Annotated in this window: 30 protein-coding genes and 1 pseudogene; 23 read left to right on the forward strand and 8 right to left on the reverse strand. The window is 73.9% G+C overall.

Going from position 1 to position 26,499, the window contains the following annotated elements:
- The first annotated feature begins 289 nt into the window (after window positions 1–289).
- Window positions 290–562, forward strand: coding sequence for a hypothetical protein (locus IE108_RS16120; RefSeq protein WP_064730419.1), 273 nt, complete (start codon window positions 290–292; stop codon window positions 560–562).
- A gap of 15 nt (window positions 563–577) precedes the next feature.
- Here IE108_RS16120 and IE108_RS16125 read toward each other — a convergent pair.
- Window positions 578–976, reverse strand: a pseudogene (locus tag IE108_RS16125) (ATP-binding protein); the annotation flags it as partial.
- Window positions 977–1,088: 112 nt separating this feature from the next.
- On the opposite strand from IE108_RS16125, the gene IE108_RS16130 reads away from it, so the two are divergent.
- Window positions 1,089–1,907, forward strand: coding sequence for a helix-turn-helix domain-containing protein (locus IE108_RS16130; protein ID WP_064732026.1), 819 nt, complete (start codon window positions 1,089–1,091; stop codon window positions 1,905–1,907).
- Window positions 1,904–2,086, forward strand: a complete 183-nt coding sequence (locus tag IE108_RS16135) for a DUF397 domain-containing protein (RefSeq protein ID WP_079163703.1) — start codon at window positions 1,904–1,906, stop codon at window positions 2,084–2,086. Before IE108_RS16130 ends, IE108_RS16135 begins: the two co-directional genes overlap by 4 nt.
- Here IE108_RS16135 and IE108_RS16140 read toward each other — a convergent pair.
- Window positions 2,043–3,548, reverse strand: a complete 1,506-nt coding sequence (locus tag IE108_RS16140; RefSeq protein ID WP_064730418.1) for a carboxylesterase/lipase family protein — start codon at window positions 3,546–3,548, stop codon at window positions 2,043–2,045. The two genes, IE108_RS16135 and IE108_RS16140, sit on opposite strands and share 44 nt — an antisense overlap.
- 139 nt (window positions 3,549–3,687) lie before the next feature.
- Here IE108_RS16140 and IE108_RS16145 point away from each other — a divergent pair, with 139 nt between their 5' ends.
- Window positions 3,688–4,026 carry an STAS domain-containing protein gene (locus IE108_RS16145; RefSeq protein WP_064730417.1) on the forward strand — a complete coding sequence of 113 codons (339 nt, stop codon included), beginning with the start codon at window positions 3,688–3,690 and terminating at the stop codon, window positions 4,024–4,026.
- Between the two features lie 24 nt (window positions 4,027–4,050).
- Here the strand turns inward: IE108_RS16145 and IE108_RS16150 are convergent, their stop codons facing one another.
- Window positions 4,051–4,722, reverse strand: a complete 672-nt coding sequence (locus IE108_RS16150; protein WP_064730416.1) for a GOLPH3/VPS74 family protein — start codon at window positions 4,720–4,722, stop codon at window positions 4,051–4,053.
- 76 nt (window positions 4,723–4,798) lie between these two features.
- Here IE108_RS16150 and IE108_RS16155 point away from each other — a divergent pair, with 76 nt between their 5' ends.
- The 5 genes from IE108_RS16155 (at window position 4,799) to IE108_RS16175 (ending at window position 10,166) form a co-directional block, all read left to right on the forward strand.
- On the forward strand, window positions 4,799–5,323 hold the full coding sequence (locus tag IE108_RS16155; protein ID WP_229851869.1) for a hypothetical protein: 525 nt from the start codon (window positions 4,799–4,801) through the stop codon (window positions 5,321–5,323).
- A complete protein-coding gene (locus IE108_RS16160) occupies window positions 5,320–5,670 on the forward strand; it encodes a transcriptional regulator (RefSeq protein WP_064730415.1) in 351 nt (116 codons plus the stop codon). Before IE108_RS16155 ends, IE108_RS16160 begins: the two co-directional genes overlap by 4 nt.
- Window positions 5,667–6,578, forward strand: a complete 912-nt coding sequence (locus tag IE108_RS16165) for an ABC transporter ATP-binding protein (protein WP_064730414.1) — start codon at window positions 5,667–5,669, stop codon at window positions 6,576–6,578. The genes IE108_RS16160 and IE108_RS16165 overlap by 4 nt, the downstream gene beginning before the upstream one ends.
- A complete protein-coding gene (locus tag IE108_RS16170) occupies window positions 6,575–7,468 on the forward strand; it encodes an ABC transporter permease (RefSeq protein WP_064730413.1) in 894 nt (297 codons plus the stop codon). The genes IE108_RS16165 and IE108_RS16170 overlap by 4 nt, the downstream gene beginning before the upstream one ends.
- A 100-nt stretch (window positions 7,469–7,568) precedes the next feature.
- Window positions 7,569–10,166 (forward strand): winged helix-turn-helix domain-containing protein, encoded by a 2,598-nt coding sequence (locus IE108_RS16175; protein ID WP_064732024.1) that lies wholly within the window; start codon window positions 7,569–7,571, stop codon window positions 10,164–10,166.
- A 9-nt stretch (window positions 10,167–10,175) separates the two neighbouring features.
- Here the strand turns inward: IE108_RS16175 and IE108_RS16180 are convergent, their stop codons facing one another.
- Together IE108_RS16180 and IE108_RS16185 are read right to left on the reverse strand one after the other, a co-directional pair.
- The gene (locus IE108_RS16180) at window positions 10,176–10,373 is read right to left on the reverse strand and encodes a DUF8691 family protein (protein ID WP_064730412.1); all 198 of its coding nucleotides are present in this window, start codon (window positions 10,371–10,373) and stop codon (window positions 10,176–10,178) included.
- Window positions 10,374–10,406: 33 nt separating this feature from the next.
- Complete coding sequence (locus IE108_RS16185) at window positions 10,407–10,979, reverse strand: potassium channel family protein (protein WP_107420310.1); 573 nt, start codon at window positions 10,977–10,979, stop codon at window positions 10,407–10,409.
- An 86-nt stretch (window positions 10,980–11,065) separates the two neighbouring features.
- Between IE108_RS16185 and IE108_RS16190 the strand changes: the two genes are divergently transcribed.
- A complete protein-coding gene (locus IE108_RS16190) occupies window positions 11,066–11,518 on the forward strand; it encodes an SHOCT domain-containing protein (RefSeq protein ID WP_064730411.1) in 453 nt (150 codons plus the stop codon).
- Window positions 11,515–11,925 (forward strand): DUF7144 family membrane protein, encoded by a 411-nt coding sequence (locus IE108_RS16195; protein WP_064730410.1) that lies wholly within the window; start codon window positions 11,515–11,517, stop codon window positions 11,923–11,925. The genes IE108_RS16190 and IE108_RS16195 overlap by 4 nt, the downstream gene beginning before the upstream one ends.
- A 30-nt stretch (window positions 11,926–11,955) precedes the next feature.
- On the opposite strand, the gene IE108_RS16200 is transcribed toward IE108_RS16195, so the two are convergent.
- A complete protein-coding gene (locus tag IE108_RS16200; protein WP_064732022.1) occupies window positions 11,956–12,285 on the reverse strand; it encodes a hypothetical protein in 330 nt (109 codons plus the stop codon).
- Between the two features lie 129 nt (window positions 12,286–12,414).
- Between IE108_RS16200 and IE108_RS16205 the strand changes: the two genes are divergently transcribed.
- Window positions 12,415–12,825: a VOC family protein gene (locus tag IE108_RS16205; RefSeq protein ID WP_079163856.1), complete on the forward strand. Its 411-nt coding sequence runs from the start codon at window positions 12,415–12,417 to the stop codon at window positions 12,823–12,825.
- Here the strand turns inward: IE108_RS16205 and IE108_RS16210 are convergent.
- Window positions 12,814–13,494: a helix-turn-helix transcriptional regulator gene (locus IE108_RS16210; RefSeq protein WP_064730408.1), complete on the reverse strand. Its 681-nt coding sequence runs from the start codon at window positions 13,492–13,494 to the stop codon at window positions 12,814–12,816. The two genes, IE108_RS16205 and IE108_RS16210, sit on opposite strands and share 12 nt — an antisense overlap.
- A gap of 135 nt (window positions 13,495–13,629) precedes the next feature.
- On the opposite strand from IE108_RS16210, the gene IE108_RS16215 reads away from it, so the two are divergent.
- On the forward strand, window positions 13,630–16,026 hold the full coding sequence (locus IE108_RS16215; RefSeq protein WP_064730407.1) for a SpoIIE family protein phosphatase: 2,397 nt from the start codon (window positions 13,630–13,632) through the stop codon (window positions 16,024–16,026).
- Window positions 16,027–16,068: 42 nt separating this feature from the next.
- Here IE108_RS16215 and IE108_RS16220 read toward each other — a convergent pair whose 3' ends face one another.
- Window positions 16,069–17,202 (reverse strand): YihY/virulence factor BrkB family protein, encoded by a 1,134-nt coding sequence (locus IE108_RS16220; RefSeq protein WP_079163701.1) that lies wholly within the window; start codon window positions 17,200–17,202, stop codon window positions 16,069–16,071.
- A 99-nt stretch (window positions 17,203–17,301) separates the two neighbouring features.
- Here IE108_RS16220 and IE108_RS16225 point away from each other — a divergent pair, with 99 nt between their 5' ends.
- From IE108_RS16225 to IE108_RS16265, 10 genes are all read left to right on the forward strand, one after another.
- Complete coding sequence (locus IE108_RS16225) at window positions 17,302–18,945, forward strand: acyl-CoA dehydrogenase family protein (RefSeq protein ID WP_064730406.1); 1,644 nt, start codon at window positions 17,302–17,304, stop codon at window positions 18,943–18,945.
- Window positions 18,946–19,190: 245 nt separating this feature from the next.
- Window positions 19,191–20,480, forward strand: coding sequence for a GAF domain-containing protein (locus IE108_RS16230; protein WP_064730405.1), 1,290 nt, complete (start codon window positions 19,191–19,193; stop codon window positions 20,478–20,480).
- Window positions 20,481–20,733: 253 nt separating this feature from the next.
- Entirely contained in the window at window positions 20,734–22,041 is a 1,308-nt protein-coding gene (locus IE108_RS16235) for a hypothetical protein (protein ID WP_064730404.1), read from the forward strand.
- Window positions 22,042–22,186: 145 nt separating this feature from the next.
- On the forward strand, window positions 22,187–22,759 hold the full coding sequence (locus IE108_RS16240; RefSeq protein ID WP_064730403.1) for a GNAT family N-acetyltransferase: 573 nt from the start codon (window positions 22,187–22,189) through the stop codon (window positions 22,757–22,759).
- 128 nt (window positions 22,760–22,887) lie between these two features.
- A complete protein-coding gene (locus IE108_RS35335) occupies window positions 22,888–22,971 on the forward strand; it encodes a putative leader peptide (RefSeq protein WP_309475039.1) in 84 nt (27 codons plus the stop codon).
- A 129-nt stretch (window positions 22,972–23,100) separates the two neighbouring features.
- Window positions 23,101–24,798, forward strand: coding sequence for a sulfite reductase SirA (gene sirA / locus IE108_RS16245; protein WP_064730402.1), 1,698 nt, complete (start codon window positions 23,101–23,103; stop codon window positions 24,796–24,798).
- The gene (locus tag IE108_RS16250; RefSeq protein ID WP_064730401.1) at window positions 24,795–24,974 is read left to right on the forward strand and encodes a hypothetical protein; all 180 of its coding nucleotides are present in this window, start codon (window positions 24,795–24,797) and stop codon (window positions 24,972–24,974) included. Before sirA ends, IE108_RS16250 begins: the two co-directional genes overlap by 4 nt.
- A complete protein-coding gene (locus IE108_RS16255; protein ID WP_064730400.1) occupies window positions 24,971–25,681 on the forward strand; it encodes a phosphoadenylyl-sulfate reductase in 711 nt (236 codons plus the stop codon). The genes IE108_RS16250 and IE108_RS16255 overlap by 4 nt, the downstream gene beginning before the upstream one ends.
- A gap of 40 nt (window positions 25,682–25,721) precedes the next feature.
- A complete protein-coding gene (gene cysC / locus IE108_RS16260) occupies window positions 25,722–26,258 on the forward strand; it encodes an adenylyl-sulfate kinase (RefSeq protein ID WP_064730399.1) in 537 nt (178 codons plus the stop codon).
- On the forward strand, window positions 26,255–26,499 hold a 245-nt coding region (locus IE108_RS16265; protein WP_189397665.1), incomplete at its 3' end, for a phosphoadenosine phosphosulfate reductase domain-containing protein. The genes cysC and IE108_RS16265, both read left to right, overlap by 4 nt.

The raw sequence follows: 26,499 nt of genomic DNA on the forward strand, positions 1-26,499 counted from the left end.
AGAACCTGGCTGGAAATGAACGAAGTGGACTCTTTGCCGCAAGAAGCGGTCCGCTGTAGTCGTATTTCGGCCAGGTTCAGACCTGATTCGATCTCCCCACTCACCCCGGTAGCCAAGGGCTTCGCGTCCGTCACTGCCCGTTGCCGCGCCTGGAAAGTTGTCCAAGAGCAATGGTTGAGCGCCAAACACTGCTGCGAACCCGCCTTCACACCATGCACACTTACCGCGCCCCGCATGCGTGGTCCCCCAGCCCGCGGCAACCGCCCCCGCTGCAAAGGACCCCATCGCCATGAGCGCGCCCGGAAGACGCAGAACCGCCGTCCAGCGGGCCGGTCTGCTGATGTGCTGCAGCCTTGGTCTCGCCATGGTCACCGCCGGCGTCGAAGCGCTCTTCCAGCCGGGCGCCGCATGGTGGTCCCTCGCCTGGCCCGCCCCCTGGTGCCTCACCCCTGCCGCCGCGCTCGCCTGGGGCATCCTGCGTCTGCGTGAGAAGGGCAGGGGCCGGCCGCCCGGCGACGGGCACAACGACCTGCCGGCCGAGGACTGGGACCAGGCCGCCTGACCCGCCCTGCCCTGCCCCCACCTCGAACCACACCACCTTGCCGGGATCCCGCTCCCCCACCCCCCACTTGTCCGCCAGCTCCGACACGAGCAGCAGGCCGCGCCCGCCCTCGCCAGGCTCCCGCACCTCCGACCGCGGGATCGCCGGCACGCCGTCCCCGCTGTCGTGGACCTCTACACGTACGCCGTCTCCGCAGCGCTCCAGCCGCAGCAGAAAGCCCCGGCCGGGCGGCGCGCCGTGCACCAGCGCGTTGGTCGCCAGTTCACTCACGCACAGCAGCACGTCGTCCGCCCTCTCGTCCACACCCCACTCCGCGAGTGCCTGCCTCGCGAACGCCCTCGCGGCCGGGACGGAACGGCGCTCACGGCGGTAGAAGCGCTCGCGTGGGGACGGGGGGTGAGTTTCGGTGTTCACGTGACGAGGGTCACGCTCCGTGGTCACACTGGGACAGTGCGCAGGGCCGTACGGCCGGTCTGTACGGGCGCGCGACGGTGGACGTACGGGCGTGGGTGGGGAGTTCGACCTCATGGGGACGACGACACGGAGGAACGCCTCCGCGATGAAGATGGTGGGTGCGCTGCTCGCCCTCTACCGGCAGGCCGCGGGCCACACCCAGAGGTCACTGGGCGAGCGCTTCGTCATCGGTGAGCAGCAGATCGCCTCGATCGAGCAGGGCCGACGCCCGCTGAAGCCGGATCTCGCCGAGCAACTGGACCAACTCCTCGACACCAAAGGCGCGTTGTCCATCGCCCTCAGCAAGATGCCCGAGGTGGACCTCGTTCCGTTGTGGGCGGAGGAGTTCCTGGACCGGGAGCGCGAGGCCATCGTCATCTCGTCCTACGAGAACCAGGTGTTGCCGGGGCTGCTTCAGACGGAGGCGTACGCGTGGGCGGTGTTCCGCAGTCGCGTGCCGTTCTATGACGAGGACACGATCGCCCGCCTTGCGGCGGCACGTATCGATCGACAGGGCATCCTGCACCGCAAGGTCCCTCCGATCACGTGCTTCGTTGTCTGGGAGCCGGTCGTGCGGGCGCCGATCGGCGGCCGAGAGGTCTGGATCGAGCAACTTCGACATCTCCGACGATGCTCGGAGTTGCCGGGCCTCATGCTCCAGGTCCTTCCTCAGGACCGCACAAGCCACGCGGGCCTGAACGGCTCGTTCGTACTGCTGGAGACCCCGGATCACCAGCGGCTTGCCTACACGGAGAACCAGCGTGGCAGCCAACTGATCGCCGACCCCGACGAGGTGGGGATCCTCACTCAGAAATGTGCGATGCTGCGGTCACAGGCCCTCACACCCGAGGACACGAGGGATCTGCTGGACCGTCTCCTGGGGGAGCCATGAGCAGCACCGCACTTCGGTGGTTCAAGTCGAGCTACAGCGGCGACGAAGGCGGCAACTGCGTAGAGGTCGCCACCGAGCCCACCGCCATCCACATCCGCGACTCCAAAACGTCCCCCGACGACACCAACCCGCACCTCACCGTCGCACCAACCGCCTGGTCCGCATTCCTCGCATGGTGACGTCCGCCTTCCACAGGTCGAACTCCGCGTCGCGCGGCCCGTACGCCACGTAGGGCTCGCCCTCGCCGAAGACCTGGACGGGGTGTGTCGCGTCCCAGGCGCGCCAGCCCGGGTCGCCGGATTCCGCGAAGCGGACCCACGCGCCGTGCATGGCGTCCGCGAGGGCCTGCGGGGCGCCCTCGCCCGCGAGCTTGCGGGAGTCCGGGGAGTCGCCCGAGTCGAAGACGAAACCCAGCTCCAGCGCGTGGCAGGCGCCGAGGCCGGGGAGGGTGGACGGCCAGGCGAACTCGTAGACGTACGAGGAGCCGGGCCGCGCGTCGGCCACGCGGTGCAGCGGGACGCGGAGCAGGTGGTCGGTGACCAGTTGCCCCACCGTCTCGGCGGCACCGGCGTCGGGGCGGGCCGCGCGGTAGCCGCGGACGACCTCGTTGCCGCAGTGGCAGCGGGCGCGCGCGCCCGCGAGGGCCACCGCGCCGAGGCGGTCGACGCGTTCGAGGAGGCCGCCGGGGACCAGCCAGAGGCGGTACTCGTCGCGGGTCCAGCCCATCATGAGGTCGACGTCGCGGGCCGCGTCGCCGTCGACGAGCGCGTCCAGCGGGTCGTGGGGCATCACGTCGCCGTCGACGACGATGCCGAAGGCGGGGCCGCCCAGCACGGGGCTGCTGAACCGGCCCACCTCGGCCTGGGCGCGCAGCAACTGCGCGCGGTCGGCGGCCGCGAAGGACTCGGCGGTGGCGGGGATCCGGAGCCGGGCGGCCATCCGGCGGACCATGCGCCGCACCTTGTCGCGGTCGGCGGCCTCGGGCGCGCCGCTCTGGAGCACCGCCCGGCGGAACAGGCCCCGGGCCCGGGGCGCGGCGAGCAGGGCGCCGGTGCTGATGGCGCCGGCGGACTGACCGGCGACGGTCACGCGGTCGGGGTCGCCGCCGAAGGCCGAGATGGACGCCCGCACCCACTCCAGGGCGGCGATCTGGTCGCGCAGGCCGGCATTGGCGGGGGCATCCGGGAAGAGGCCGTAGCCCTCGACGCCGAGGCGGTAGTTGACCGAGACGCAGACCACGCCGTCCCGGGCGAAGGTGGCGCCGTCGTAGACGGGTACCGCGGAGGATCCCCTGGTCAGGGCGCCGCCGTGCAGCCAGACCAGGACGGGCAGCCGGGCGCCGGGGCCGGGCTCGGGGGTCCAGACGTTGAGGTTGAGGCAGTCCTCGCCGGGGATCGCCGGGTCGGAGAGGTACTGGGCGAAGGCCTCGGAGTAGGGCGGTTTCGGGGCCGTGGGGTCGAAGGATCCGGCGTCGCGCACGCCGTCCCAGGGCTCGGGCGGAGCGGGCGGGCGGAAGCGCAGCGGACCGAAGGGCGGGGCGGCGTAGGGGATGCCGCGGAAGACGGCGATCCCGTTCTCGTACCGGCCCCGCACGGCCCCGTACACCGTGCTGACCTCGGGTTTCGTCCGGTCTGCCGTCATGTGCCCACCAGCCCTTCGCCGCACTCCCGTACCGCTCATGGCACAGCGTCACCGCGGCCGTGTCTATTCCGGACCCTCCGCTTCGGCGCGGCTGGGGGACAATGGAGGCCACGCACGCCGCACTGCGCAGGAGGCCGTCGTGACCCTCGACCCTCATCGCTCCACTCAGAACGCGCCCGTATGGATCGCCGAGGCGGGCGGGCACCACGCGGTGCTGGCCTTCGCCGGCACCCTCGACTCGCACGCGCTCCAGGTCCTGGAGGAACTGGTCATGGACCCGCGGCTGCGGGAGCCCACGGACTGGACCCTGGAGATGAGCGGCCTGGAGAACATCGACCTGGCGTCCGCGTACGCGCTGATGCGGGCGGTGACCAGAGCGCCCGAGCCGGTCAGCCTGACGGTCCGGGGTGCCCGCCCGGCCGTCCACCGGGTGCTGCGCCAGGCGGGTCTGGACACCGTGGTCACCTACGCGGAGTGATGCGCCGCTGGGCGGCGGGCGGCCTCAGTTGGTCGTGGCGGCCGTGACGGTGCCCACCGTGACCGCGGCCAGGGTGCGCAGTACGGCCGTGTTCACCGCCTCGGCGCCCCAGCTGTCCTGCTCCAGCCGCTTGGCCCGCTGGTAGACCTTGCCCGACCAGGGGATCACCCGGTGCAGGCTCGGCAGGGTCCCGCTAGCGGAGAGCAGGCCGATCAGGGCGGCCGTGCGCGCGTCGGGCTCCTCCTCGTCCACCAGGACGGCGCGCACCCGCTCCAGCACGGCCTGCTTGTGCCGGGTGTCGGCCGCGGACAGCGACGTCGTGGGGAACAGGCCCAGTACCTTCTTGCGCTCCCGGCGCACCATCCCGCGCTCGACGAGCCGGTCGAGGACCGTCTCGCGCAGGCCGGTGCCGATCTCGATGAGGAGGGTGTTGACGCCCCGGGTGCGCGCGGAGACCTTCCGGTGGGCCTCGCGGAGCACCGGGTCGGACAGCGGGGCCCCGGCGACGGCGTGCACGCGCACGCCGTCCATGCCCACGTCGCGCCGGTCGACGCGCAGCCGCCCGGCCTGGGCCAGCTCGACGAGCACGGCGCCGCCCTGGGTGTAGTACACCGTCCCGGCGCCCGCGATGGCGCCCGACGCGTCGTCGAACATCAGCAGCGTCAGGTCCTCGACGATGAGCGGGTCCTTCTGCATGGCCTCTTCCCTCCGTCCTCTCCCGACTTGCCCGCCGGGAAAGTCAAGAGTAACTTTCCCGGCAGGAAAGTAAAGCGTGGACGTGGAAGGGGAGGCGGTGGCCGTGGGCGCACCGGTGAACGCGGAACAGGCATGGCGGGACCTCCAGCGCATCCGGGTGCCGCAGGAGCGGGTGTACGACGAGGTCGAGCGATCCGCGTCCGGCGGGCCCCGCACGACGTACGGCACGGCCGGGCTCATGTGGCTCTTCCTCGCCGCCCAGGGCCTGGAGCCGCCCCCGTGGGGCGTCGCGCTCGCGGCCGTCGCGTACCTCGCGCTGCTGGCGTGGATGGTCGTGACGCACACCAACCGGGGCCGGGTGCGGCTGCACCACTCCCGCTACGACTGGCGTTCGCTGGCCACCTTCGCCGGGGGCGCGGTGCTGGTCGGCGGGGTGACGGTGCTGACCGGGCGGCTGGCCCGGCCGCTGGAGCCGCTGGCGGGCAGCGTGATCCAGGCGACCGCGGCGGCGGCCGTCTTCGTGCTGTTCGTCGGCCCCGCCAACCGCTGGGCGACCGGCACGCTGCGCGGCCGCGGCGCGGGCGCGGAGGCGGGCCGATGAGCGTACCCAGCGGCTTCGACGAATTGATCCACCCCGCCACCAGGCTGTCGGTGGTCGCCCTGCTCGCCGCCACCGAGTGGGCGGACTTCGCGTTCGTCCGCGACAGCCTCTCGCTCAGCGACTCCGCGCTCTCCAAGCAGCTGCACACGCTGGAGGAGGCCGAGTACCTGGAGATCCAGAAGGAGGGTGCCGGCCGCAAGCGGCGCACCCGGGTGCGGCTGACGGACCGGGGGCGCACCGCCTTCGAGGGGCACGTGGCGGCCCTCCGGGCCATCGTCCAGGGCGCCGGGCCGCAGGGGGACGGCGCGGAGAGGCGGGACTCCCGTCCGGCGGAGGCGGCCCGATGACCGCGTCGTCCGCCCCCGTGGTCCGCGCCCGCGGCCTGACCATGGCCTACGGCGCCGTGGGCATCCTGCACGGCGTCGACCTGGACGTGCACCGCGGCGAGGTCCTCGCCCTGCTCGGGCCCAACGGCGCGGGCAAGACCACCACCGTCGAGATCCTGGAGGGCTTCCGGCGGCGCTCGGGCGGCGAGGTCAGCGTGCTCGGCAGCGACCCGGAGCGGGGCGACGACGCCTGGCGGGCGCGGATCGGGCTGGTCCTCCAGTCCTGGCGCGACCACCGCCGCTGGCGGGTCGCCGAACTGCTGACGCACTTCGCGGCGTACTACGCCGACCCGCGCGACCCGGCCGGGCTGCTGGACCTGGTCGGCCTCACCGAGCAGGCCGGCCGGCAGGTGGAGCGGCTGTCCGGCGGCCAGCGCCGACGGCTGGACGTCGCGCTCGGCATCGTCGGCCGCCCCGAGCTGCTGTTCCTGGACGAGCCCACCACCGGCTTCGACCCCGAGGCCCGCCACGAATTCCACCTGCTGGTCGAGCGGCTCGCCCGTGAGGAGGGCGTCACCGTCCTGCTGACCACGCACGACCTGGTCGAGGCCGAACGGCTCGCCGACCGGATCGCCATGCTGGTCGGCGGCCGCATCCGGGCCCACGGCACGCCCGCCGAACTGGCCCGGGGGGCCGCCGCGCGGGCCGAGGTCCGGTGGACCGCCGCCGACGGGACGCCCCGCCGCGAACGCACCGCGGATCCCTCGCGGCTGGTCTGGGAGCTGCACCGCGACGCCGGCGGCCCGATCGCCGGCCTGGAGGTCCGCCGGCCGACGCTGGAGGACACGTACCTGCACATGGTGCACCGCCCGGACGACGCGGCCGCGGGCACCGAAGGGAACACGAACAGCGAGGAACGGGCCGCATGACCGAGACGCACCCGGCGCAGGACGGCCAGCGCCGCGCCGTCCGCACCCCCTGGCGGGCCGGGCTCCTGCGCGGCGGCATCGAACTGCGGCACCTGCTGCGCAACCCCAAGGAGATGTCCGGCCACCTCGGCAACGTGGTGGTGGCGCTGGTCGTCGCCGGTCTCGTCGGCGACGACGTGCCCGGCACGCGGACGCCGATGGCCCACCTGGTGCTCGCCGGTTTCGCGGCGTACCTGATCTTCCAGGTGGGGCTGCTCAACCTCCCGCAGATGCTGGTGACGGAGCGGGAGGAGGGTGCCCTGCTGCGGCTGCGCGCGACGCCCGGCGGGATCCACGCCTACCTGGTGGCCAAGTCCCTGCTGGTGGTCGTCACGACCGTCGCCACCCTGGCGGTCCTCCTGGCGCTCGCCGCGCTGCTGGTGGACGGGCCGCTGCCGCAGGGCCCGGCGGGCTGGGTGACGCTGCTGTGGGTCACCATGCTCGGGCTCCTCGCCGTCGTGCCGCTGGGCGCGGCGATCGGCGCGGTGCTGCCCAACCCGCGCGAGGCACTGGCGTTGATCATGCTGCCCGCGATGGCGCTGCTGTTCACCTCCGGTGCGGTCTTCCCGCTGACCTCGCTGCCGGTGCCGGTCCAGCAGGCGGCCTCCGTCTTCCCGCTCAAGTGGATGGCGCAGGGCCTGCGTTCGGCGCTGCTGCCGGACAGCGCCCGCGCCGCCGAGGCGGCCGGCTCCTGGGAGCTGCCCATGGTCGCCCTCGTCCTGAGCGCCTGGGCCGTCCTCGGCTTCCTGCTCGCCGTGCCCCTGCTGCGCCGGGCCGCCCGCCGGGAGTCCGGCTCCCGCGTGGCGGCCGGCATCCGCAGGGCGGAGCAGAGCGGCGTGCCGGCCGGATAGCGCCCGCCGCGGCTCCTCCCTCGGCGCGCCGCACCGTGGGAACGCTGCGATGCTGAGAGGCGGACGCGCTTCTCGCGGAGCGGTGAAGGTGGTGCTGGCCATGGCCTGGGAGAGGCGGAGTGGTCGCGAGCCGGTGGCGCCGGCGCACGATCTTGGCGCGGCCCCGTTCCTGCGCACCCGCACGGCGGTGCCCGCGCTTCCCCCCACGTTCCTGCGCCGCGGGCGCCTGACCCGGCGGCTGGACGCGGGCCTGGACACCCCGCTGACGCTGGTGAGCGGTGCCGCGGGGGCCGGGAAGACCCTGCTCGCCGCCGACTGGGCGGCCCGGGCGGAGCGGCCCGTCGCCTGGCTCACCAACGACGCCGGACACCAGGGCAGCGGGACGTTCTGGGCGTACGTGCTGGAGGCGCTGCACGGCGCCGGGGAGTCCGTGCCGCCGGAGGTCGGGGCGCCCGCCTGCGGGGACCGGGCCGACGCCCTGTTCCCCGCGCGGCTGGCCGGCGCGCTGTGCGAGCGGGACCGGCCGGTGACCGTGGTGCTGGACGAGTACGACCGCGTGAGCGACCCCGAGATCTCGGCGCAGCTGGAGTTCGTGCTGCGGCACGCCGGCCCCGGGCTGCGCCTCGTCCTGGTCACCCGCAACGAACCCCGCCTGCCCCTGCACCGCTACCGGGCCTCCGGTGAGCTGACCGAGATCAGGAACGCCGACCTGGCCTTCACCCCCGACGAGGCCGCCGAACTGCTCGGCCTGCACGGCCTGGAGCTCCCCCGGCACGCCACGCTCGGGCTGGTGGAACACACGCGCGGCTGGGCCGCGGGGCTGCGGCTGTGCGCGCTGGCGGCCCGGGACAGCGCGGACCCGGAGCGGTACCTGAAGGAGTTCGAGGCCGGGCACTCGGCCGTCGCGGACTTCCTGCTGGCGGAGGTGCTCGACCGGCAGAGTCCCGGCACGCGGGGCCTGCTGCTGCGGGTCAGCGTGCTCGGCGACTTCCCGCCCGGGCTGGCCGACGCGCTGACCGGGCGCCGCGACGCCGAGTCCGTACTGGCCGGGCTGCGGCGCCAGAACGCGTTCGTCGAGTACCTGGGGGACGTCTCGTACCGGCTCCACCCGCTGTTCGGGGAGATCCTCCGCGCCCACCTGCGCGAGCGGCTGCCGGGTCTGGAGGCGGAGCTGCACCGGCGGGCCGCGGGCTGGCTGCGGCGGCACGGGCGGCTCACCGAGGCCCTGCGGCACGGGGCCGCCGCCGACGACTGGGAGTTCACCGCCGGGGCCCTGCTCGGGGACCTCGCCGTCGGCCAGTTCTTCACCGGGCTGCGCTCCCCCGACCTCGCGGCGCTGTTCGCGCGGATGCCGGCCACGGCCACCGATCCGGCCGCCGAGCTGGTCCGCGCGGCGAGCCGGCTGGCCCGCTCCGACCCCGAGGGCGGTCTCGCCCATCTGCGCCACGCCGAGCGGGCGCTGCCCGTGGACACCCCGGCCGCCACCCGCATGTGCGGCGCGCTGCTCCGGGCGCTGGCGGCGCGGCTCACCGGTTCGCCCGGGGACGCGGCCACCGCGGCCGGGGACGCCGGGCGGCTGCTGGCCGAGGTGCCGCAGGGGCTGCGGGAGGAACATCCCGAGGTGCCGGCGCTGCTGCGGGCGCACGTCGGCTGCACCCTGCTGTGGGCCGGGCACCTGGACGAGGCGCGCGCCGGTCTCGCGGCCGTGGCGGGCGGCGGCGAACGGGCGGCGACGGCCCCGGCCCGCGAGGACGCGCTGGGCCACCTCGCCCTGCTCGACTACCTCGACGGCCGCCCCTCGGCCGCCGAGAACAGGGCGCTGGCGGCCACGGCGCTGCGGCGGCGGTTCAGCCTGCCGGCGGGGTGCGGATCGGGCATCGCCCTGGTGGTGCTCGCCGCGGTGGCCGTGGAACGCGACGAACTCGAACGCGCCGAGGCGTGGCTGGACGCGGCGGACGGCGGGGAGCAGGCGGTGCGGGACCCGGTGTGCGCGGGCTTCGGGGCCACCACCCGGGCCCGGCTGCTGCTGGCCCGCGGCCGGCCCCGCGCCGCCCTCGACGCGCTGCGGCGGCCGGTGCCCGGGGTGACCGCCTCACCGTGGCTGGAGGCGCACCGCACCGTGCTGACCGCCGCCGCGCACCAGGCCGAGGGGCACCGCGGGGCGGCCTGCGCCCTGCTGCGGAGGGTGCCGCCGTCCCCGGCGATGTGCGCGGTGGAGGCGGCGGGCGTCCAGTACGCCGCGGGCTTCCCCGAGGCCGCGCTCAGACGGCTCGACGCGCTCCCCGCGCGGGGCGGCCCCGGTCCGGCGGTGCGGGTGCGGGCCGCGCTGCTCAGGGCGCGGGCCGCCGATGCCGCCGGGGACACCGGCACCGCGCGCCGGCTCGTCGAACACGCGGTGCGCGAGGCGCGCCGCGAGCGGCTGCGGCGCCCGCTGCTCGACACCGGCCCGTGGATACGCCCGCTGCTGGACCCGGCGCCCGCGCCGCCGCCCGCCCCACCGGTCGTCCCGGACCTCAGCCTGCGGGAACGGGAGGTGCTGAGCGGGGTCGCGCGGCTGATGTCGTACGAGGAGATCGGGGCCGACCTGTTCATCTCGGTGAACACGGTCAAGACCCACCTGAAGAACGCCTACCGGAAGCTGTCCGTCAACCGGCGCTCGGACGCCGTACGACGGGCGCGGGAGCTGCACCTGCTGTGAGCCGGACCGTCACACCGGGCGCTGGCGCAGCTCCAGCACCCGCAGGCCGAGGGACTGGCAGCGGTCGAGCAGCCCGTACAGCTCGCCCTCGTCCACGACGGCTCCGTACAGCACCGTCTGGCCGCCCATCTCCACGTGCTCCAGCTCGGGAAAGGCCCCGGCCAGCGCGGTCGACAGATGGCCGTCCACGCGGATCTCGTAGCGCATCGCCCCGCCTCCCTCCTGCGATCGGCGCCCGGGTCAGTCGGGCGGTGTCTCCCGGCCCTGCCGCCGCAGACCGGTCTGCACGGCGCCCACCAGCACCCGGGCGGCCACACCCACCAGGAGCAGGCCGCCCGCCATCTGGATCATGACCACCAGCCGGCCCGTCTGCGAGCGCGCGACGATGTCGCCGTACCCGACGGTGGCGAACGTGGCCAGCGTGAAGTACAGCGAGTCGGTCTTGGTCAGGGCCTCGCTGAACGTCCCGGGGCTGGCCCGCTCCAGCAGGTAGTAGAACGCCGCGAACAGCACCAGGAAGAGCACGGCCGTGGCGGCCAGCGCCTCGGCGGCTCGCAGCCGGGGGTGCGGGGAGCGCAGGATGGCCCGCAGCTCCCACAGGAAGACCAGGACGACCGCGACGAGGCCGCACACGAACGCCGCCCAGGTGGCGGCCGTGGGCCGCTCGTCCAGGGGCAGCAGGTAGTAGGCGAGGAAGAGGCCCGTCGTCACGCCCGCCGCCCGCGCGAGGGCCACGGCCGTCGCCCGCCTGCGCCGGGGCTCCGGCCCCGTGGGCGGGCCGGGGCCCGTCCCCTCGTTCACCGGTTCGTCCACGCTGCCATCACACCGCCGGCGGCTGCCGTGCCGGATCACCCGCGGCGGGTGATCCGGGGGGCCCGCGCCGCTCCGAGACTGTGGACATGGACGGACAGGTGTTTCTGGCGTACGACTATCCGCTGCTCAGCGTCTTCTGGTCGCTGTTGTGGTTCTTCCTGTGGATCATGTGGTTCATCCTGCTCTTCCGCATCGTGACCGACATCTTCCGCGACGACGAACTGGGTGGCTGGACCAAGGCGGGATGGATGGTGTTCGTCATCGTCCTGCCGTTCGTCGGGGTCCTCGTGTACGTGATCGCCCGGGGCAAGGGCATGGGCCGGCGTGAGCACGCCCACGCGCGGGCGCGGCAGGAGGAGATCGACGACTACATCCGCAAGACGGCGGGGGGCGGGCGCGGGCGGAGCGGCAGCGTGGACGAGCTGGCCAGGCTCTCCGAGATCCGGGCCCGCGGCGACATCACGGACGAGGAGTTCCGCAGGGCCAAGGAGCTGGTGCTCAGCGGCTCCGGCCCGGCCGGACGCGAGGAGGCACGATGACCGCGACCCACGGCGCACGCGCGCACACGACCCGGGGGGCGATGGCCGGCGGGCTGACCGCCTTCGCGGGCGTGATGCTGATGATCTCGGGCCTGCTCGGGATCTTCCGGGGCATCATGGCGATCGCCGAGGACGACGTGTTCGTCACGACGCCCGAGTACGTGTTCCGCTTCGACCTCACCGGCTGGGGCTGGATCCATCTCGCGCTGGGCATCGCCGCGGTGCTCGTCTCGCTCGGCCTGTTCCGCGCCTCGCTGTGGGCGCGGGTGGTCGGCGTGGGCATCGCGGCGCTCGTCCTCATCGCGAACTTCCTGTCGCTGCCCTACTACCCGGTCTGGTCGATCGTGGTGATCGCGATGTCGGCGTTCATCATCTGGGCGCTGTGCGTGGTCCGGCAGGACGACTGAACCGCGCCCGCCCGGCGCACCGGCCACCCCTCAGGGCCGGTGCGCCGCCGCGTCCTTGGTGAGCTGCACGGCGGCGAGCAGGGAGAGGCCGGGGGCCGCCTCGCGCAGGGTCTTGACGGCCCCCACGGAGTCGACGGGGCCCTCGTGGCCGGCCTCGGCGAGGCGTTCGTGGACCCAGCGGGCGCGCAGTTCCGCATCGGAGGCGGCGGCTGCCCGCTCGGCGACGGCGACGGCCGCCTCGAGGCCGGGCCGCTCCTCGGGCGTCGCCGTGGCCAGGGCCTGGCGGATCCCGTGGGCGACGACGTCGGCGTCCCGCAGGACGAGTACGTTGAGTTCCGGTGTCTTGCCGCGTCCGAACATGCGGTCATCGTCGACGCCACGGCCCGTCCGGATCAAGCGGCTTGAGGACTTCCTGAGCCAACGGGGCCGTGTCCCGCCGTGTCCGATTCCTTCAAGACCCGGGCTGCGCCCCGCGCCTACGGTGACGTCATGACCGCACGATTCAACGCCATCGGCCTCGTCGTCTCCGACATGTCCGCCTCCGTGGCCTTCTACCGCCGGCTCGGTTTCGCGTTCCCCGACGGCTGCGAGGGGCAGCCGCACGCGGAGGCCGAACTGCCGGGCGGCGTAAGGCTGCTGCTGGACACCGAGGAGTCCGTCCGCTCCTTCATGCCGGGCTGGGAGCCGCCGGCCGGGGGCGGGCGCCACTCCCTCGCCCTGCTGTGCGAAACCCCCGCCGAGGTCGACACCCTCTACGCCGAGCTGACCGCGGCCGGCTGCCACGGCGAGAAGAAGCCGTGGGACGCCGACTGGGGCCAGCGGTACGCCGTACTGGGGGACCCCGACGGACACGGGGTGGACCTGTTCGCGCCGCTGGGGCCCGCCGCCTCAGCCGAGTAGTTCGCCGGGTGTGACGCCCGTCAGTTCCCGTACGTCGCGGGTCAGGTGGGCCTGGTCCGCGAAGCCGGTGCGGGCGGCCGTCTCGGCGAGCGGGGTGCCGGCGCGGGCCAGGGCGAGGGCGCGCTGCAGGCGCAGGACCCGGGCCAGGGTCTTGGGACCGTAGCCGAAGGCCGCCACGGAGCGCCGGTGCAGCAGGCGGGCGCCGATGCCGAGTTCGTCGGCGGTGGCGGCGACCGGGCGCCCCGCGTCGAGGGCGGCCGCGATCCGGCGCAGCAGGGGATCGGGGGGTGCCGTCTCGGCGGCCCGGGACAGCGCGGCCCGCTCCAGGCCCTCGGCCGGGTCGCCGGCCGCGTTCACCAGGGCGGCCAGGCGCCGGGCCCGGGCGGCGGGCCAGAGGTCGGTCAGGTCGACGCGCCGGTCGCGCAGCTCTACGGCCGGGACGCCGAGGAGGGCGGGCGCGGTGCCGGGCGGGAAGCGGACGCCGGCCCAGGGGGCCGGGGAGGCCTCGGTGAGGTGGGCGCGGGTGTCGGGTCCGGCGACCAGGAGCCGGCCGTCGTGCCAGAGCAGGTCCATGCAACCGTCCGGCAGCACCCGTCCCGGCCGCGGTCCCGCGGGGGTGTTCGTCCACACCACCGCGCCGGCCAGCCGCGAAGCGCGTTCCGCGTACACGGGTGCCAGGTTACGCCGCGGTGCGGTGCACCTGCGGGCCGACGCCGTACGCCTTCCCCGGAGCTGGGTGCTGCGGTTGTGCCGGCCGGGGAGACGGCGGATTCTGTAGGGGACGAACGGGGCTGGTGTGGCGCCATGAGCGCATGGAATACGGACCAGGGTGCTGACTTTCGTGGCCCTCTCGACGTCACCCGGGCGGCCACGGTGGTCACCGACGCGCGGAACACGGTCATCGGATGGAGCCTCGGCGCGGAGCGGCTGTTCGGCTACCGGTCGCGGGAGATCGTCGGCCGTCCCCTGACCACGTTCCTGCCGCCCGGCCCGACGCCGTCCCCTCCCCCGCCTCCCCCTCCTCCGTCTCCTTTGCCCCAGTACCGGGGCAACGACGTACGCGTCGCCCTGCGCCGGGACGGCACGGAGACGATCGTCGCCGTCGACGAGTGCCCGCTGCCCGGCGCCGGAACGGCCGTGCGCGTCCTCGTCGCGACCGAGCTGAAGGATCTCCGGCTCTGGGACTCACGGCTGGCGCTGCTGCACGGACTGGCCACCCAGTCCCCCGTCGGCCTGGCCATCTACAACGCCGATCTCCGCCTGACCTGGTGCAACACGGCCTTCGAACGGGAGATCGGACGACCGTTCGCCGAGTTCCGCGGCCTGCGGGCCGACGAGCTGTACTCCGACGGACGATTCGTGACCAAGGGGCATCCGCCCACGCTCGACGCGGTGATGCGTCACGTGCTGGAGACCGGTGAGCCCTATCTCGACCTGCACTTCCAGGGCCGCCCGCCCAGCGATCCGGACACGGAGCACCTCTGGTCCTGTGCCTACTACCGGCTCCAGGACGCCGACGGCCGAGTCGTCGGCGTGTGCGAGGACGCCTTCGACATCTCCGACCGGTACCGGGCGCAGCGGCGGCTGGCGCTGCTCGTAGAGGCGGGCCGCGGGATCGGAACCGCCCTCGACGTGGTGGTCACCGCCGAGAAGATCACCGAGGTGTCGGTACCGGCGTTCGCCTCCACGGTCACGGTCGACCTCGCGCGGATGGTCCTGGAGGGCGAGGTACCGGCCACCAGCGGCACCGCGGCCATGCCTCTGGTGCGGGTCTCCAGCCGCTCGGCCGACGGGGCGGGCGCCGGGGAGGCCGGCACCGCCCGCTCGCCCGTGGAGTACCCCTCGGGTTCGCCGCAGGACCGCAGCCTCTCCTCGGGCGGGCTCGTGCTCGACAACACGACCCTCGTCGTACCGCTGCGGGCCGGCAACGGCCTGCTGGGCCTCGTCACCTTCGTCCGCGACGCCGAGTCGGCCACCTTCGACGGTGGTGAGGTCGCGCTCGCCGACGAGCTGGTCGCCCGCACGGCGGTCTCCGTCGACAACGCCCGCCGGTACACCCGTGAACGCATCGCCGCCCTGGCGCTGCAACGCCAGCTGCTGCCGCAGCAGTTGCCCGAGACGTCCGCCGTCGACCTGGCCCACCGGTACCTGCCGACGGACGACGTGACAGGCGTCGGCGGTGACTGGTTCGACGTCATCCCGCTCTCCGGATCCCGAGTCGGACTCGTGGTCGGGGACGTGGTCGGTCACGGCCTGCAGGCGGCCGCCACCATGGGACGGCTGCGTACGACCGTGCGCGCGTTCGCCCAGATGGACATGGATCCGGTCGAGCTGCTGTCGCGGCTCGACGACCTGGTGGCGCAGTCGGCGGAGGAGCAGGGGGGCGGGCCGGGCGGGCCGGCCGGCGACCACGCGGATGTGACCACGGGGGCGACCTGCCTGTACGCGGTCTACGACCCGGTCTCGCGACGCTGTGTCATGGCGAGGGCCGGGCACCTGCCGCCGGCGGTCGTCGACCCGGCGGGCCGGGTGGCCTTTCCGGACCTGCCGGCCGGACCGCCCCTGGGGCTCGGCGGCCTCCCCTTCGAGTCCCTGGAGACCGAACTCCCGGTCGGCAGCCTGCTGGCCCTTTTCACCGACGGCCTGGTCGAGGCCCGCGACCACGACATCGATCACGGCCTCGACACCCTGGGACGGGTACTCGGCGACCGGCACGCGCCCCTCGAAGAGCTGTGCGACCGCGCCCTCGCGGAGTTGGTGCCGAGCGGCTCGACGGCGGACGACACGGCCCTGCTCCTGGTCCGCACCCGCGAACTCGACACGTCGCAGGTCGCCGAGTGGGAACTGCCCGCCGAACCGGTCGCCGCGGGCCGGGTCCGGGACCTGGCCACCCGGCAACTGCACCACTGGGGCCTCGACGACCTGTCCTTCACGACCGAGCTGGTCGCCAGCGAACTGGTGACCAACGCCGTCAGATACGCCGAGGGACCGATCCAGGTGCGCCTCATCCGGGACCGCACCCTCTTGTGCGAGGTCGCCGACGCGGGCCACACGTCACCGCATCTGCGTCACAGCGGCGAGGACGACGAGGGCGGGCGCGGCCTGTTCATCGTGGCGCAACTGGTCCAGAGGTGGGGCACCCGCTACTCCCAGTCCGGCAAGACCATCTGGACCGAGCAGGCCTTCCCGGCGGCGGAGTGACCGCACGGCCGCCCGTGACGGGATGCCCGCACCCGGCACCGCTCACGAGGCCTCGGGCTTGTCGTGGTTGGCCGGGGGCGGGTTCTTCCCGTGGGTGCGCAGGCGGGCCGTGACGTCCTCCGGGGGCAGGAAACGGGACCAGCGCTCCGGGAACTCCGAGGGCATGTCGGGGTCGGACTCGCCGTTGGCGGCGGCGCGGGCCACGTAGTCGGCGACCTGGGCCTGGCGCAGCCGTTCGTTGGCCTCGCGGGCGGCGGCGGTGGCCGCGGCCGGCCAGACGCGGTCGATGGCGGCGTTGACCGCGGCCCCGACGAGCACCGCGAAGGCGGACACACCGATCCAGAGCAGCACCGCGACGGGCGCGGCCAGCGAGCCGTAGATCGTGGGCCCCTCGACGGTGCTGGTGAGGTAGATACGCAGCAGGAAGCTGCCGAGCACCCACATGGCGAGGGCCACCAGGGCGCCGGGCACGTCCTCGATCCACGGGGAGCGCACCGGAACGGACACGTGGTAGAGCGTCGTCAGGAAGGCCACGGACAGCAGGATCACGACGGGCCAGTACAGGACCTGCACGACCGTCGTCGACCAGGGCACGATCCGCACCACCGCGTCCGGCCCGGCCACCATCAGCGGCAGCGCGACGGACCCGATCAGCAGCGCCACCAGGAAGAGCAGGAAGGCCATCAGCCGGGTCTTGACGATGCCCCGGACGCCGTCGAGGCCGTACATCACGGTGATGGTGTCGATGAAGACGTTCACCGCGCGGGAGCCCGACCACAGGGCGAACAGGAAGCCGATGGAGATGACGTCGGGCCGGCCGCCCTTCATCACGTCGTCCAGGATCGGCTCGGTGATCTGCTTGACGCCCTTCTCGGAGAGCACCGCCCGGGAGGCGTCCAGGATGTTGTTGCGCAGGCTCTCCGTGGTGTCCGCGCCGATCCAGGAGTCGACGTAGCCGAGCAGTCCGAGGAGGCTCAGCAGCAGGGGCGGCACCGACAGCAGCGTGAAGAACGCGGCCTCGGCGGCCAGGCCGAGGATGCGGTACTCCATGCACGAGTTGACCGTGTCCTTGAGCAGCAGCCAGGCGGTCCTGCGTTTGGAGACGTTCCGGTACAGGACCCGGGCACGATGAAGCCGGCCGGAAGGCCGTTCGGGGGATTCACTTGCTGGCTGCACGACCTAAAGGTATCCGCCGCCGGGGGCGGCACTCATCCGCGGAGCCCCGCAGGACGGTGCCGGCTCCGCCCGGGTCCCCGGCACGGTAGGTTCACCGTCATGGCAGGCAGCACCCACACCGTGACGAATCAGGCGCCGCCGCTGGTCGGCCACGACGTCTTCACCGGCGACCGGGTCCTCACGGCCGCGGTCGAGCGGCACCTGGCACCCGAGCTGCGCGAGGAGGCGCTGGCCGAGCTGTCGGGCCTGGGCCGCAGCTGCGGCTCGCTCCAGTCCCGGGAGTGGGCGGTCCAGGCCGACGCCGGCCCGCCGGTGCTGCGCACCCACGACCGCTACGGCCACCGCGTCGACGAGGTGGACTTCCACCCCGCCTGGCACCGGCTCCTCGGCAAGGGCGTGGCGGCCGGTCTGACCGCGGCCTGGACCCGGCCGGGCGGGCACGTGCGGCGCGCGGCGGGTTTCCTCATGTGGAACCAGGTGGACGCGGGCACCTGCTGTCCGCTGTCCATGACCCACGCCGCCGTGCCGGCCCTGCGCACCGACCCGGAGCTGGCCGCCGAGTGGGAGCCGCGGCTGACCTCGCAGGTGTACGACCGCGGGCTGCGGCCGGCCCGGCTGAAGGCCGGCGCGCTGTTCGGGATGGCCATGACGGAGAAGCAGGGCGGCAGCGACGTCCGCGCGAACACCACGTCGGCACGGCCGCTGGCCGAGGACGGCGCGTACACGCTGACCGGGCACAAGTGGTTCTGCTCGGCGCCCATGTCGGACGGCTTCCTGGTGCTGGCGCGGGCCCCGGGCGGGCTGACCTGCTTCCTGGTGCCGCGGGTGCTGGCGGACGGCACCCGCAACGTCTTCCTGCTCCAGCGCCTCAAGGACAAGCTGGGCAACCGGTCCAACGCCTCGGCCGAGGTCGAGTTCGACGGCACCTGGGCCCGCCGGGTGGGCGAGGAGGGGCGCGGGGTGCCCACCATCATCGACATGGTGGCGGCCACCCGGCTGGACTGCGTCCTCGGTTCGGCGGGGCTGATGCGGCAGGCCGTGGCGCAGGCGGTGCACCACTGCGAGTACCGGGAGGCCTTCGGCGCGAAGCTGGCCGACCAGCCGCTGATGCGCAACGTCCTCGCCGACCTCGCGGTCGAGTCGGAGGCGGCGACCACGCTCGGGCTGCGGCTCGCGGCGGCCCAGGACGCGGCGGAGGCGGGCGACGAGCGGGAGCGGGCGCTGCTGCGGCTGGCGGTGCCCGCGGCGAAGTACTGGGTGACGAAGCGGTGCGCGCCGCTGGTGGTGGAGGCCGCCGAGTGCCTGGGCGGCAACGGCTACGTCGAGGAGTCGGGCATGCCCCGGCTGGTGCGCGAGTCGCCGCTCAACTCGGTCTGGGAGGGCGCCGGCAACGTGCAGGCGCTGGACGTGCTGCGCGCGCTGGGGCGGGAGCCGCTGGCCATGGACGCCTACCTGACGGAGGTCGGCCTGGCACGCGGCGCCGACCACCGCCTGGACGCGGCGATCCGGGGCCTGCTGACGGAGCTGGCGGACCTGGCGTCCGCCGAGGGGCGGGCGCGGCTGCTGGCCGAGCGGCTGGCGCTGGTGCTCCAGGGCTCGCTGCTGGTGCGGTACGCGCCGCCGGAGGTCGCCGACGCGTTCTGCGCCGCGCGGCTGGGCGGCGATGGGGGCGCGGCCTTCGGGACGCTGCCGCCGACCCTGGACCTGGCGTCGGTGGTGCGACGGGCGCGGCCCGCGGCCTGATCGGGTCACGCGGCGCGGAGGTGGTGCTGCGCCGACACGGCACCACCCCCGCCACACGGGCCTGTTCAGGCCGCGTACGCCGCACGGAGCGGCGTGGTTCAAGTTTGGACACCGGCGCGGCCGTCCACCAGGGTTGCAGGGGGTTGCAACTCGCGGTCGGCCGTGTGCGGACTGTGCCCGCGCGGCGGCGGGCAAGCGGTCACCATGAGAGGGAGGACATCCGCCTTCCGGGAGGACGAGGATCTGTGGCGCTCTCGCCGATGGACGTGACGCAGTTCGCCGCCGTGGACACGGCGCGGGCGGCCCGGATGCTCAGCGAGGTCCGTTCCGCCAGGCTCTCCGGCGGACAGGCCCCGGTGGCGCCCCGGCCGGTGATCGAGCAGTCGTGGGAGCGGTTGCTGCGCCGCGGCGTCGATCCCGAGCACGACGTCCGCTCCGGGCTGCTGGCACCGGAGGAGGTGCGGCGGCGCCGGGAGGCCTCGCCGCTGCGGCATGTGCTGCCGGTCCTGCGGGAGGGACTGCTCTCGGTGGCGGACGTCGCCCACCACATCATGGTGGTCGCCGACGAGGACGGCCGGGTGCTGTGGCGCGAGGGCAGCGCGCCGGTGCTGCGCAGGGCCGACGGGCTGGGGTTCGAACTCGGCGCGGACTGGCGGGAGGAGGTGGTCGGCACCAACGGCGTGGGGACGCCGGCGGTGACCGGGCGGCCCGTACAGGTCTTCGCCTCCGAGCACTTCGTGCGGTCCCAGGCGAACTGGACCTGCGCGGGGGCGCCGATCAACGATCCGCGCAGCGGGCGGCTGCTCGGCGTGGTCGACGTGAGCGGGCCGCTGGAGACGATGCACCCGGCGACGCTCGCCTGGGTCGCCTCGGTGGCCAGGCTCGCCGAGGCCCGGCTGCGGGACCTGCACGTGCGTTCGCTGGAGCGGCTGCGGGCGGTGGCCGCGCCGGTGCTGGCCCGGCTGGAGGGGCGGGCGCTGGTGACGGACGGGGACGGCTGGACGGCGGCGGTCACGGGGATGCCGTACGTGGACCGGGTGGCGCTGCCCAGGTCGCCGGGGCCGGAGCCGCGGTGGCTGCCGGCGGTGGGGACGTGCACCGTGGAGCCGCTGGCCGGGGGCTGGCTGGTGCGCGCCGCGGAGGGGCGGGTGCCGCCGGGTGCCGCCCGGATCGTGCTGGACCTCGGCCGGGCGCGCCGCTGGTCGGTGCGGGTGCTGGGCGGGGCGGGCGAGTGGACCCGGGAACTGAGCCCCCGGCACGCCGAGTTGCTGTACCTGCTGGCCGTCCAGCGCGGTGGCCGCAGCGCGGCGGGCCTGGCCGAGGACGTGTTCGGCGACCCGGCCCGTACGGTGACGGTACGGGCGGAGATGTCGCGTGTGCGCAGGTACTTGGGCCCGTACCTGGAGCACCGGCCGTATCGTTTCTGCGAGGACGCGGAGGTGGAGGTCCTACTCCCCGCCGACCCCGCCGACCTGCTCCCCCACTCCACGGCACCGGCGGTGCGGGAGGGCCGGGCGGCGCTGGGCGTGCCTTGACCCGGGGGTGACTTGGGGGGAGTGCGACCGCCCCTTGGGGGGTGCGACCGCCCCTTCCGGCCGGCGCCCGCGTCCCTACGAGCCCGGCACGGCGCCCGGTTGGCCGCAAACGCGGGGCGATTTCGCATATTTGCAGCGTCCGCGTCCGCGGAACCCGCCGGCTGCCGTAGCATCCTCTACGGACCGTCCCATCCGCTCGTCGGTCAACGCGTCCATCGCCGAGCGCAGTTGGTCCGGTGTCCGTGGAGGTTCCATGAAGCATCGCGGCAGACACCGCAGGCGCAGGCGGGGCAGGGCGCTGCGCGCGGCCCTGACCGGGGCGGCCCTCGCCCTGACCGGCGCCGCCACGCTGATCAGCGCTTCGCAGGCCACGGTCGCCGACGACCCCGGCTCCCTCAAGCCCCTCACCTCCGCCGCCGACACCGACGCCCTGCGGCTGACGGAGCACCGAGTACCCGCACCCTGGCTCGAACGGCTCTCCGGCGCCATGGGCGAACCGGTCGGTGTCGACGCCGTGCTCGACTCCGCGGACCGCACCCTGCGTGACGCCGCCGACTGCACCGCGGGCGAGCGGGAGGCGCTGCCCGTCTCCCCCGCCGCCACCCGCGCCTACTGCTGGGACCGGGCGGACACCGAGGGCTGGCTCCCCGGCGCGGTGACCACCTCCGGGGACGCCGACGAGGACGGCACCTGGGGCGCCCACCGCGTCGTCCTGTCCGCCTGGAGCCGCGACGACGGCACCCCCCAGGGCGGTCTCGCCCGGGTCTCCTTCGTGGACGCCGACGACCCCGGCCGGCTCTCCTACACCTCGGCGCTCCTCGCCGTACCGGTCGACGGCGGCCACGACTACCGGGGGCTCGCCTCCCCGGTCACCGGCATGGTCTGGTACCAGGACAAGCTGCTCGTCACCACCGCCGCCGGGGACCGCGACGCGCTGTACGTGTACGAGATGGACCGCGTCCAGCGCGCCACCACCGCGGCCAGTGCCGTCGGGCGGGTGCCGGGCGGCTGGGCGGCGGCCGGCCACCGGTACGTGCTGCCCGCGGTCGCCTCGTACCGGCTGCCCGACACCGCCGGCGCCGCGCGGCCCGGCGCGATCTCCCTGGACCGCGGCACGACCCCCGCCACCCTGGTGGCGAGCGAACGGGTGGCCGCGGACGGCGACCGGCCCACCCGGCTGTGGCGCTACCCGCTGAGCACGGACCCGGACCGCGGCGGCCTGCCCGCCACCGACACGGCCGGCCACGTGGACGCGGTGGAGGCGTACGAGACCGGGGCGGCCGAGGTCGGAGGCGTGCTGTCGCACCGCCCGGCGGGCGCCGCGCGCGCGGACTGGTACCTGGACCGCACGGCCGGCGGCCACGACGGACGCGGCACCCTGTGGCGCCAGGACACGGAGGGCGCCCGGGCCACCGAGTGCGGCTCCGACGGCTCGCAGCGCTGCTGGAGCGGGCAGGCGGGCTCCCTGTCCTACTGGGCGCGGACCGGCGAGGTCTGGTCGCAGTCGGGCAGCATGCTGTTCGCCCTGCCGCTGCGTTCGATCGAGGACGCGCTGGACTGATCCGCGCGGCGGGGCCGGTGGCGACGGCCCCGCGCCACCCGGGCGGGGACCGGCGGGTCCGCGCCACCCGGGGCCGGGACCGGCGGGTCCGCGCCGCCGGGGCCGGGATCGACAGACCCGCGGGCCGGATGGTTCCCTGACCGGCATGACCAACATCGCCGTGACCACGTGGTCCCTGGAGCAGACGGCCCCCACCGACCTGCTGCCGGCCGCCGCCCCGGAGGGGGACGTGCGGATCGTCCGCTCCGCGGTGCCCTCCCCCGAGTTCAGCCGCTTCCTCTACGCCTCGGTCGGCGGCGACATCCGGTGGACGGACCGGCTCGGCTGGAGCCACGCCCGCTGGCGGGAACACCTGGAGCGGCCCGGCGTCGAGACCTGGGTGGCCTACGACCGGGGTACGCCCGCCGGTTTCGTGGAGCTGGCGGCCGGCGACGACGGAGTGGTCGAGATCGAGTACTTCGGCCTGCTGCCCGCGTTCCGCGGCCGGCGCATCGGCGGCCACCTCCTCTCCCTCGGCACCGCCCGCGCGTGGGACCTGGCGGAGCGCTGGCCCGGGCTGGCCACGACCGAACGGGTGTGGCTGCACACGTGCAGCAAGGACGGCGAGCACGCCATGGACAACTACCGGCGCCGGGGCTTCCGCCTCTTCGACACCAAGGTCGAGGAGGAGGCCGACGTGGCCACCCCGGGCCCGTGGCCTGGGGCTTTCCCCGCCTGAGCGCCGGCCGCGGCCCGGACGGGCCGCCGCTGTGATCCACAACACCCCTGTCTCGTCAGACGAGACAGGGGTGTCCACATTCTGGATTAAGCTGGACTGTGTCCAGAACGCCGTGCCAGTCTTCCGTCATGCCTGGAACTGGAATTGCCTTGGTGAGTCGGCGGCACGTCGACCTCGGCCGCATGTCCAGCGCCATCTGTCCGGGCCGCTGAGAGCCCCACTCCAGCACTACCGGATCTCCCCGCACAAGCCTCCGCCCGCGCACCGCCGCGCATGCCTGCCCATGCGCCCCCGCGCGGGCCAGAGCCGCTTTCCGTCTGCCCTGAAGGACGTGTCACACCATGGCCGCCACCCCGCCGAAGCCTGCCGCCGCGACCCCCCGCCGCAAGGTGAGCCGTCACCGCGGCGAGGGCCAGTGGGCAGCCGGTCACTTCACCCCGCTCAACGCCAACGAGCAGACCAAGAAGGACGACGACGGTCTCAACGTACGGACACGTATTGAGACGATCTACTCCAAGCGCGGTTTCGACTCGATCGACCCGGGCGACCTGCGCGGCCGTATGCGCTGGTGGGGTCTCTACACCCAGCGCAAGCAGGGCATCGACGGCGGAAAGACGGCCATCCTGGAGCCGGAGGAGCTGGACGACAGCTACTTCATGCTCCGCGTCCGCATCGACGGCGGCGCCCTGACCACCGCGCAGCTGCGGGTCGTGGGCGAGATCTCGCAGGAGTTCGCGCGCGGCACGGCCGACATCACCGACCGGCAGAACGTCCAGTACCACTGGATCCGGATCGAGGACGTGCCCGAGATCTGGAACCGCCTGGAGGGCGTCGGCCTGTCCACGGTCACCGCCTGCGGCGACACACCCCGCGTGATGATCGGCTCCCCGGTGGCGGGCATCGCCGAGGACGAGATCATCGACGGCACGCCGGCGCTGGAGGAGATGAAGCGCCGCGTCCTGAACAACCCCGCGTACTCGAACCTCCCGCGCAAGTTCAAGACCGCGATCTCCGGGTCGCCGGTCCTCGACGTGGTGCACGAGATCAACGACGTGGCGTTCGTCGGCGTGGTCCACCCCGAGCACGGGCCGGGCTTCGACCTGTGGGTCGGCGGCGGCCTGTCCACCAACCCGAAGCTGGGCGTGCGGCTGAACGCCTGGGTGCCGATCGAGGACGTGCCCGACGTCTACGAGGGCGTCATCTCGATCTTCCGCGACTACGGCTACCGGCGCCTGCGCAACCGCGCCCGCCTGAAGTTCCTGGTCGCCGACTGGGGCCCGGAGAAGTTCCGCCAGGTGCTGGAGGACGAGTACCTGGAGCGGAAGCTGACCGACGGTCCCGCCCCCGCCGAGCCCACCAGCCGCTGGCGCGACCACATCGGCGTCCACCGGCAGCGCGACGGCCGCTTCTACGTCGGCTTCGCCCCGCGCGTCGGCCGCGTGGACGGCACGATCCTGACCAAGGTCGCCGACCTGGCGGAGGCGCACGGCTCGGGCCGGGTCCGCACCACGGTCGAGCAGAAGATGATCATCCTCGACGTCGAGGAGGGCCGGGTCGACTCCCTGGTGGAGTCCCTGGACGCGCTCGACCTCACCGCCCGGCCCTCCAGCTTCCGGCGCGGCACCATGGCCTGCACCGGCATCGAGTTCTGCAAGCTGGCCATCGTCGAGACCAAGGCGCGCGGCGCCTCCCTCATCGACGAACTGGAGCGCCGCCTCCCGGACTTCGACGAGCCCCTCACCATCAACCTCAACGGCTGCCCCAACGCCTGCGCCCGCATCCAGACCGCGGACATCGGTCTCAAGGGCCAGCTGGTCCTGAACGACCGGGGCGAGCAGGTCGAGGGCTACCAGGTGCACCTGGGCGGCGCCCTCGGCCTGGAGCCCGGTTTCGGCCGCAAGGTGCGCGGCCTGAAGGTCACGGCGGAGGAACTGCCGGACTACGTGGAGCGGGTGCTCAAGCGCTTCGAGGCCGAGCGCGAGGACGGCGAGCGCTTCGCCACCTGGGCGGCCCGCGCCTCCGAGGAGGCCCTGTCATGAGCGAGCGTGCCGCGCCGTTCTACTGCCCCTACTGCGGCGACGAGGACCTGCGTCCGCACGAGGAGGGACACGGCGCCTGGGAATGCGCGGCGTGCAACCGCGCATTCCAGTTGAAGTTCCTCGGGCTGCTGACCCGGGGACTTCAGCCCAACTCCACGGGAGGGGAACCGATATGACCCCGGTTCGGGAAGAGCGCACGACCGACGAACTCAAGGCCCTGGCCGAGCGGGCGGGCCGCGAACTGGAGGACGCCTCCGCCCTGGAGATCCTCCAGTGGGCGGCCGGCACCTTCGGCGACCGCTTCTGCGTGACCTCCTCGATGGAGGACGCCGTCGTCGCCCACCTCGCCTCCCGCGCCCTGCCCGGCGTGGACGTCGTGTTCCTCGACACCGGTTACCACTTCCCGGAGACCATCGGCACCCGGGACGCGGTGGAGGCCGTGATGGACGTCAACGTCGTCACGCTCACCCCGCGGCAGACCGTCGCCGAGCAGGACGCCGAGTACGGGCCCAGGCTGCACGACCGCAACCCCGATCTGTGCTGCGCGCTGCGCAAGATCAAGCCGCTGGACGAGGGCCTGGCCGGCTACCAGGCCTGGGCGACCGGCCTGCGCCGGGACGAGTCCGAGACCCGCGCGGGCACGCCCGTGGTCGGCTGGGACGAGAAGCGGCGGAAGGTGAAGATCTCTCCCATCGCCAAGTGGTCACAGGAAGATGTGCAAGCGTACGTCGACGAGCACGGCGTCCTCACCAACCCGCTGCTGATGGACGGCTATGCCTCCGTGGGCTGCGCGCCCTGCACCCGCCGGGTGCTGGAGGGCGAGGACGCCCGCGCCGGACGCTGGGCGGGACGCAGCAAGACCGAGTGCGGACTGCACGGCTGACATGACGACCACCGGACCATCGAGTTTCAGGGAGAACCACGTGACGACCGGAGCCACCGTCTGGCTCACGGGCCTGCCCAGCGCCGGGAAGACCACCATCGCCCACGAGCTGGCCGGCCGGCTGCGCGAGGAGGGCGGGCGCGTCGAGCTGCTCGACGGCGACGAGATCCGCGAGTTCCTCTCCGCGGGCCTGGGCTTCGACCGTGCGGACCGGCACACCAACGTGCAGCGCATCGGCTTCGTCGCCGAACTGCTCGCCCGCAACGGCGTCACCGCGCTGGTGCCGGTGATCGCCCCGTACGCGGACAGCCGGGACGCGGTCCGCGCCCGTCACGAGGCGAACGGCACGCCGTACGTGGAGGTGCACGTGGCCACGCCGGTCGAGGTGTGCTCGGTGCGGGACGTCAAGGGCCTGTACGCCAAGCAGGCCGCGGGTGAGCTGACCGGGCTGACCGGCGTCGACGACCCGTACGAGGAGCCCGCCAAGCCCGACCTGCGCATCGAGTCGCAGCACCAGACCGTTCAGGAGTCCGCCGCGGCGGTCCACGCCCTGCTCACCGAAAGGGGACTGGCATGACGACGACCGTGGCGACCCGGGCGGAGGGCACCGACAGCCCTTACGCCCTCTCCCACCTCGACGCTCTGGAGTCGGAGGCGGTGCACATCTTCCGTGAGGTGGCGGGTGAGTTCGAGCGGCCGGTGATCCTGTTCTCCGGCGGCAAGGACTCCATCCTCATGCTGCACCTCGCGCTGAAGGCGTTCGCGCCGGCGCCGGTGCCGTTCTCGCTGCTGCACGTCGACACCGGGCACAACTTCCC

The sequence above is a fragment of the Streptomyces parvulus genome (assembly GCF_014648855.1).
GTDB lineage: Bacteria > Actinomycetota > Actinomycetes > Streptomycetales > Streptomycetaceae > Streptomyces > Streptomyces parvulus.

Excerpts from the sequence above, each read along its gene's own strand:
- IE108_RS16215 (WP_064730407.1), top strand. The coding sequence starts at position 13,630 with ATGAGCGCATGGAATACGGACCAGGGTGCTGACTTTCGTGGCCCTCTC.
- IE108_RS16170 (WP_064730413.1), top strand. The coding sequence starts at position 6,575 with ATGACCGAGACGCACCCGGCGCAGGACGGCCAGCGCCGCGCCGTCCGC.
- IE108_RS35335 (WP_309475039.1), top strand. The coding sequence starts at position 22,888 with ATGCCTGGAACTGGAATTGCCTTGGTGAGTCGGCGGCACGTCGACCTC.
- sirA (WP_064730402.1), top strand. The coding sequence starts at position 23,101 with ATGGCCGCCACCCCGCCGAAGCCTGCCGCCGCGACCCCCCGCCGCAAG.
- IE108_RS16165 (WP_064730414.1), top strand. The coding sequence starts at position 5,667 with ATGACCGCGTCGTCCGCCCCCGTGGTCCGCGCCCGCGGCCTGACCATG.
- IE108_RS16235 (WP_064730404.1), top strand. The coding sequence starts at position 20,734 with ATGAAGCATCGCGGCAGACACCGCAGGCGCAGGCGGGGCAGGGCGCTG.
- IE108_RS16200 (WP_064732022.1), bottom strand. The coding sequence starts at position 12,285 with ATGTTCGGACGCGGCAAGACACCGGAACTCAACGTACTCGTCCTGCGG.
- IE108_RS16140 (WP_064730418.1), bottom strand. The coding sequence starts at position 3,548 with ATGACGGCAGACCGGACGAAACCCGAGGTCAGCACGGTGTACGGGGCC.
- IE108_RS16190 (WP_064730411.1), top strand. The coding sequence starts at position 11,066 with ATGGACGGACAGGTGTTTCTGGCGTACGACTATCCGCTGCTCAGCGTC.
- IE108_RS16255 (WP_064730400.1), top strand. The coding sequence starts at position 24,971 with ATGACCCCGGTTCGGGAAGAGCGCACGACCGACGAACTCAAGGCCCTG.
- IE108_RS16160 (WP_064730415.1), top strand. The coding sequence starts at position 5,320 with ATGAGCGTACCCAGCGGCTTCGACGAATTGATCCACCCCGCCACCAGG.
- IE108_RS16120 (WP_064730419.1), top strand. The coding sequence starts at position 290 with ATGAGCGCGCCCGGAAGACGCAGAACCGCCGTCCAGCGGGCCGGTCTG.
- IE108_RS16195 (WP_064730410.1), top strand. The coding sequence starts at position 11,515 with ATGACCGCGACCCACGGCGCACGCGCGCACACGACCCGGGGGGCGATG.
- IE108_RS16205 (WP_079163856.1), top strand. The coding sequence starts at position 12,415 with ATGACCGCACGATTCAACGCCATCGGCCTCGTCGTCTCCGACATGTCC.
- IE108_RS16150 (WP_064730416.1), bottom strand. The coding sequence starts at position 4,722 with ATGCAGAAGGACCCGCTCATCGTCGAGGACCTGACGCTGCTGATGTTC.
- IE108_RS16130 (WP_064732026.1), top strand. The coding sequence starts at position 1,089 with ATGGGGACGACGACACGGAGGAACGCCTCCGCGATGAAGATGGTGGGT.
- IE108_RS16240 (WP_064730403.1), top strand. The coding sequence starts at position 22,187 with ATGACCAACATCGCCGTGACCACGTGGTCCCTGGAGCAGACGGCCCCC.
- IE108_RS16225 (WP_064730406.1), top strand. The coding sequence starts at position 17,302 with ATGGCAGGCAGCACCCACACCGTGACGAATCAGGCGCCGCCGCTGGTC.
- IE108_RS16135 (WP_079163703.1), top strand. The coding sequence starts at position 1,904 with ATGAGCAGCACCGCACTTCGGTGGTTCAAGTCGAGCTACAGCGGCGAC.
- IE108_RS16175 (WP_064732024.1), top strand. The coding sequence starts at position 7,569 with ATGGCCTGGGAGAGGCGGAGTGGTCGCGAGCCGGTGGCGCCGGCGCAC.
- IE108_RS16250 (WP_064730401.1), top strand. The coding sequence starts at position 24,795 with ATGAGCGAGCGTGCCGCGCCGTTCTACTGCCCCTACTGCGGCGACGAG.
- IE108_RS16180 (WP_064730412.1), bottom strand. The coding sequence starts at position 10,373 with ATGCGCTACGAGATCCGCGTGGACGGCCATCTGTCGACCGCGCTGGCC.